Here is a 5,969-nt window from a genome sequence, read left to right on the forward strand (position 1 = left end):
ACGTTGATCTTGGTCGACGATGTTCTAGCGGAAGCTCCGTTGCCTTATGTCACCGGGTTGACATCGCACCCACAGCCTTAACTGCCCGGCCTTGCGTGAATGACTCATTCACCTCGTCAGAGGTCATGAATGAGTCATTCATGACCTTCCCGGGCCGCTACCGCGACCTTCGGTGTGGTGTACCTGGCCGTCCGCGCTGCGAGCTGACCGGCGAATCCGACTTGGCCGGAACCCTGGCGTCAGACGTAGTGAGTGACTCATTCATGGCGTCCGGGGCGGGACCGACGAGCTCACTCGCCGGCGGCGCGGGACCGCACGGGGTTGGCCCGCCGGATCCCGAACGGCTGCATCCGGGCCTCCGCGCGCCGCACGTCCCACACCGCGCCCATGCCGGTGTACGCGGTCAAGGCCGTCCGGAACGCCGTCCGCGCCTCGTCCAGCCGGCCCGACTCCGCGAGCAGGATCGCCGCGTCCTCGGTCGCCTTCGCCTGCTTCAGGAGCCGCCCGGCCGCACGGTAGTGCCCGGCGGCCGTCAGCACCGGCTCGGGATCACCGGTGACCAGCCCCCGGCAGTGCGCGGCCGCCGCCGCGTGCGCCGGCGGGACGTCGCCGTCCGGCTCCAGCAGCCGCAGCGCCTGGTGCGCCCGCTGCTGGTCACCCAGCGACCCCGCGAGCCGCACCAGGTCCGGCAGCCACTGGTGGCGGGCGGCGGGCGGGTAGTTCTCCTCCAGCAGCGGCAGCAACGCCGTCAGCGCGGCCTCGGGACGGCCGTCCTGCTCGGCCAGCAACGCCTGCGCGGCCAGGAGGAAGTCACCGCCGTCGGGCTCCAGGCCCTGCGGCCACCGCTGCCGGCTCGCCGCCTCGAGGTGGGTCCTGGCCGTGCCCGGCTCACCGCGGTGGCCGGCGATCAGCGCGCCGACGCCGTGCACGAGCAGCGCCGAACCCGGGCTGCGCAGGACGTAGGACGCGGTTTCCGCGCCGTCGCGGATCACCGCGTCCAGCTCGGCCAGCGCCTCGCGCCAGCGGCCCAGCCAGTAGTAGTGCACCGCGCCGGCCAGGTGCATCTCACCCGGCACCGCGCGGGTCGCCGCGATCCGGCGGGCCGCGTCGAGCGGCTCGGCCGCCTCGTCGAGGCTGTCGAGGTTCGGCACGGACAGCGCCGCGTCGTCGAGCGGGTGCAGCCCGGCCGGGACGAGCACCGCGCCGGTGTCTTCGCCGAGCCGTTCCAGCGTGGCCAGCAGCGACTCGTGCCGCCCGCGCCACATCTCCGGGACGTCGGCGTCGTCGAGGGTCCGCTTCAGCTCGGCCGTCGCCTCGGCGAAGTCGCCGCGGCGGTAGTAGATGTAGGCCAGGATCCAGCGCATCTCGGCCGCGCGCCTGCTGTCGGACGTCCGCGCGACGACCGAGCGCGCCTCGGCCTCGGGCTCGCGGCCGAGCCAGAACATCAGCCGCGCCAGCGTCGCGGTCAGCGTCTCCCGCGCGTCCGGCGGCAGCGTGCCCTGGGTGACGGCGTGGCGCAGCAGGTCGACGGCGACCCGCGGGGTCTCGGTGGCGACCGTGCCGATGTTCTCCAGCAGCCACGCGGTGACCCACGGGTCGACCTGCGCGGGCGCGGCGGCGAGCTGCTCGGCGACGCGGTCCGCGGGGGAACCCGTGGCGGCGAAGGCCTCGGCGAGCTGCCGGTGCAGCGCGACGCGCATCGCGGCGGGCGTCTTTTCGTAGAGCACGCGGCGCAGCAGCGGGTGCCGGAACGCCAGCCGGTCACCCGACTCGACGAGCACCCCCGCCGTGATCGCCTCGTCGACCGCGCCGACCAGCGCCGTCGGCGGCCGTTCGGTGGCGACGGCGATGTCCGACAGCGAGAACTCGCGGCCCAGCAACGCGGCCCAGCGCAGGGTGTCGCGCGTCCCGCTGGAGAGGAAGCTCAGGTACAGCGTGATCCGCGAGCCCAGCGGCGACGGGATGGTCGCGCACGAGTTGCCGTCGAGGTGCGCGTGGACGCCGTCGAGCACGATCATGCCCTGCCCGAGCAGCGTCTCGACGATTTCCCGGACGTAGCGCGGGTTCCCGGACGCGTACGACACCAGCACCTGGAGGCCGGGCCCGGGCGGCGCGCCGACCAGCTCGGTGGCGAGCTCGAGCGCGGCGGCGACGGCCAGCGGCGGCAGGGTGAGCACGGTGGTGGGGTCGGCGTCGAGCTCGGCGCGCAGGTCGTCGAGCGCGGCCTGGCGCGGCACCGCGCGGCACGCGCCCACGAGCAGCAGCGGCAGCTCCCGCGTCTCCCGGCTCAGGTGCCGCCATACCCGCAGGGTCGTGTCGTCCGCCCACTGCAGGTCGTCGACCGCCAGCACCAGCGGCGCCTCGGCGCACAGCTCGCGGACCAGCCCGAGCAGGCCGTCGACCGGGTCTTCCCCGGGCCGCTCGGCGAGCCGTGCGGCCAGGCCGGCCCGGCGTTCGTCGGTGGCGCGCGGGTGCACCCCCAGCGCGTCGAGCAACGGCCGGAGCGCGAACCGCTGGTCGAGCGCGTCCGCGGCGGCGAAGGCGGGCTTCAGCTCGGCGTCCTGGGCCATGGCGAGGACTTCGGCGAGCATGGCCGTGCGGCCGCTGCCCGGCTCACCCTCGAGCCACAACGACCGGCCGGCGCCCGCTCCGAGCTCGGCGACGGCTTCGCGCAGCCGGGTCAGCTCGGCCTCGCGGCCGACGAAGACGTCCGCCTGTTCGGGCAGGGTCGCGACGGGTAACCGCGGCAGCCGGGCCGGGGGCGGCGGTTTCGGGGCCGCGGGCTCGACGGGCTTCTCCACCAGCTGCTCGTACAACCGCCGCAGCGCCGGGCCGGGCTCGGTGCCCGACGACTCGACCAGCCGATCCCGGACGTCGGCGTACACCGCGATCGCCTCGGTCCGCCGGTCGGCGCGGGCCAGCGCCCGCATGAGCAGCCCGCGCACCGTCTCGCGGAAGGGGTGTTCGCGCGTCAACGCGGTCAGCTCCGCGACGAGCTCGGCGTGCCCGCCCAGCTCCAGCACGATCTCCGCGCGCCGCTCGATCGTCGCCAGCCGGACCTCTTCGAGGCGGGCGCGCTGGGCGGCGGCGAACGGCCCGGGCAGGCCCGACAGCGGGATGCCCTGCCACAGGCCCAGCGCCTCGTCGAGGGTTTCGCGCGCGCCGCGCAGGTCACCGGCCGACTGCGTGCGCTGGGCCAGCTCTCGCAGGGTCTCGAACCGGTGGACGTCGATCGACTCCGCGTCCAGCCGCAGGGAGTACCCGGACCCGATCGACGCGAGCAGCTGCGGGCCCTCACCTTTGACGCGGCCGGGTTCGAGCGCGCGCCGCAGGCCGGAAACGTAGGTGTAGATGGACCCTTGCGCGCTCTGCGGCGGCGCTTCGCCCCAGACGGCGTCGATCAGCTCCTCGCGCGAGACCGTGCGGTTCGGGTTCATCGCGAGCACGGCGAGAACCGTCCGACGGTGCGCGGAGCCGAGGTCGAGCTCCTCTTCGCCTGCCCAGGCCTTGACGGGGCCCAGAAGGTGGAGTCTCGGTGCGGAGCTGTCCGCAGCCGACATCGGTCTCCCTTCGTGCGCTGACGGATCGTCACGCGCCGGATGCCTGAGGTGAGCATACGCGGCCGTCGTGAACCGGCAGGCAATGATGGCGGACATTCGGGCAACGGCGGACGGGCGGGGTTTCGTCGCGCCGCGGCGTGCGCCACGCTCGGGGAGCCGAACCCGTGTGAGGAGCCCGGATGTCCACACCCGTGCCGACGGAGGACATGAAGCACGCCGCAGCGCGCTTCGCGTCCGCCATCGAGGCGGCCCACGAGCGGCTTCGCGGGGTCAACAGCGAGATGGCGACGGTCCAGGCCGCGTGGCGCGGGGAGGCGTCCGTCCGGTTCGGCCAGGCGATGAGCGACTGGGAGCAGGAGTTCGACGTGATCCTCTCGAGGCTGGCGTGGCTGCTCGAAACCACCGGCGGCCGGGTGCCGCGGCCGCGGCGGCCGTGACCCGGCACGAGCTCGACTTCACCCTCGCCGACCTCGTGCTCGACCGGATGGGGTCGGTCACCGGTGAGCTCGGCGAGCTGCTCGCCGAGCTCGAGGAGGGGGTCGAGCCGGGGCTGGCCGGCTGGACCGGCGAGGCGCGGGAGCAGTACCTGCTGGCCAAGCGCGACTGGGCCCGCGCGGCCGAGCGGATGCCGGAGTGCCTGGAGCGGGCGCGGGAGGCGTTCGGCGAGCTGGCCCGGGGCGACGGCGGCCCGGCGACGCGCGACGGCTGGTGACTTCTTCACGGCGTGAAGACGGAATAGGGAAGGCGTGAAGACGCGCCGTCCACACTGCCTCCATGAAGCCCGTCGAAGTGACCGTCCTCGCCTCGGACCCGATCACGCACGCCGGCGCGGTGAGCCTCCTGGAGTCGCATCCGGACGTCCGGGTCACCGACCTGGTGCCGGACGTGCTGCTGGTGATGGAGGAGCACGTCACCGAGGCGGTGCTGGGCGAGATCCGCGCGGCGAAGGCGTCCCACGTCGTGCTGGTCGTCGAACACTTCCGCGAGAGCGACCTGATGGCGGTGCTGGAGAGCGGCGTCGTGGCGATCCTGCCGCGCCGCGAGACGGGCGGGGCCGAGCTGGTGACGGCGGTGCTGGCCGCGGGCGACGGGACGGCGAACCTGCCGCCGCGGCTGCAGGGGGCGCTGCTTTCGCAGGTGCAGCGCATGCGCCGGGACGTCCTGGAGCCGAACGGGCTGACGCTGTCCGGCCTCGCCGCGCGCGAGTGCGACGTGCTGCGGCTGGTCGCCGAGGGCTTCGGGACCGAGGAGATCGCGGCGAAGCTGTGTTACTCCGAGCGGACCGTGAAGAACGTCCTCTACGGACTCATGACGCGCTGCGGCCTCAACAACCGCGCGCACGCCGTCGCCTACGCGCTGCGAGCGGGCGCGATCTGAGCCGGTTTCCGCGCCTTCGCGTGGGCTAGGGTCACGATCATGGTGTTGACGGCAGCAGAGATCGCGGCATCCGTCCGGGCCGGGCAGCTCGATCCCGTGCAGGTGACCAAGGAAGCCCTCGACCGGATCGCCGCGGCGGACGGCGTGGTCGGCGCCTTCCGCCGGGTGCGCGCCGACGAGGCGCTGGCCGAAGCCGCGGAGGTCGCCGCGCGGCCCGATCTCGCGTCGCTGCCGCTGGCCGGCGTGCCGGTCGCGGTCAAGGACGTCACGGCGATCACCGGCGAGTTCGCCTCCCACGGTTCGGCCGCGGGACCGTCTTCCCGGGCGGTCGAGGACGGCGTGGTCGCGGCGCGGCTGCGGGCGGCCGGCGCGGTGCTCGTCGGGCTGACGCGGGTGCCGGAGCTGTGCGTCTGGCCGATGAGCGACACCCCGGACGGCATCGCCCGCAACCCCTGGGACCCGACGTACGCCTCGGGCGGCTCGTCCGGCGGCAGCGCGGCGGCGGTGGCGGCCGGACTGGTCCCGGTGGCCCACGGCACCGACGGCATGGGCTCGATCCGGCTGCCGGCCGCGATGTGCGGGCTGGTCGGGCTCAAGCCAGGCTCGGACCTGCTGGCCGAAGGCGGCTGGTTCGGCATGTCGGTGCACGGCCCGCTGACAACGACGGTCGCGGACGCGGCGGTGCTGCTGTCGGTGCTGGCGGACAAGCCTTCGCTGGCTTCGGTGCCTTCGCCGTCGGCTGTGCGCATCGCGACGTCGACGACGGTGCCGCTGCTGCACACCCCGGTGCCCCGCGAGCTGGTGGCGGCGGTCGCGCAGGCGGCGGGCTTCCTGACGACGGCCGGCCACACGGTCTCCCCGGGCGCACCGCGCTACCCGGCGACGATGGTGGCGGGCATGACGGCCCGCTGGCTCGCGGGCCCGGCCCGCCCGGCCCGCCCCCCCCCCCTCGGCCAGGTCCAAAGGAAACCACCCACGCACATCCCCCCCGGCCAGATACTGGGGCGTGTTTGGCTGATCCGCAACCCCACC

The 5,969-nt window shown here is 74.4% G+C and carries 5 protein-coding genes; 4 read left to right on the forward strand and 1 reads right to left on the reverse strand.

Translation table 11 applies throughout. The features are described from left to right. Nucleotides 1-290: 290 nt before the first annotated feature. Complete coding sequence (locus ACZ63E_RS44740) at nucleotides 291-3,560, reverse strand: BTAD domain-containing putative transcriptional regulator (protein WP_465342401.1); 3,270 nt, start codon at nucleotides 3,558-3,560, stop codon at nucleotides 291-293. A 179-nt stretch (nucleotides 3,561-3,739) separates the two neighbouring features. On the opposite strand from ACZ63E_RS44740, the gene ACZ63E_RS44745 reads away from it, so the two are divergent. The 4 genes from ACZ63E_RS44745 to ACZ63E_RS44760 form a co-directional block, all read left to right on the forward strand. Beyond that, nucleotides 3,740-3,997 (forward strand): WXG100 family type VII secretion target, encoded by a 258-nt coding sequence (locus tag ACZ63E_RS44745; RefSeq protein WP_465302600.1) that lies wholly within the window; start codon nucleotides 3,740-3,742, stop codon nucleotides 3,995-3,997. Continuing rightward, on the forward strand, nucleotides 3,946-4,272 hold the full coding sequence (locus tag ACZ63E_RS44750) for a hypothetical protein (protein WP_465342402.1): 327 nt from the start codon (nucleotides 3,946-3,948) through the stop codon (nucleotides 4,270-4,272). The genes ACZ63E_RS44745 and ACZ63E_RS44750 overlap by 52 nt, the downstream gene beginning before the upstream one ends. A gap of 62 nt (nucleotides 4,273-4,334) precedes the next feature. Next, a complete protein-coding gene (locus tag ACZ63E_RS44755) occupies nucleotides 4,335-4,937 on the forward strand; it encodes a helix-turn-helix transcriptional regulator (protein WP_465302604.1) in 603 nt (200 codons plus the stop codon). Between the two features lie 39 nt (nucleotides 4,938-4,976). Beyond that, nucleotides 4,977-5,969, forward strand: a 993-nt coding sequence (locus ACZ63E_RS44760) for an amidase family protein (RefSeq protein ID WP_465342403.1), incomplete at its 3' end; no start/stop codon positions are given.

Source organism: Amycolatopsis sp. NPDC104819, assembly GCF_055583145.1.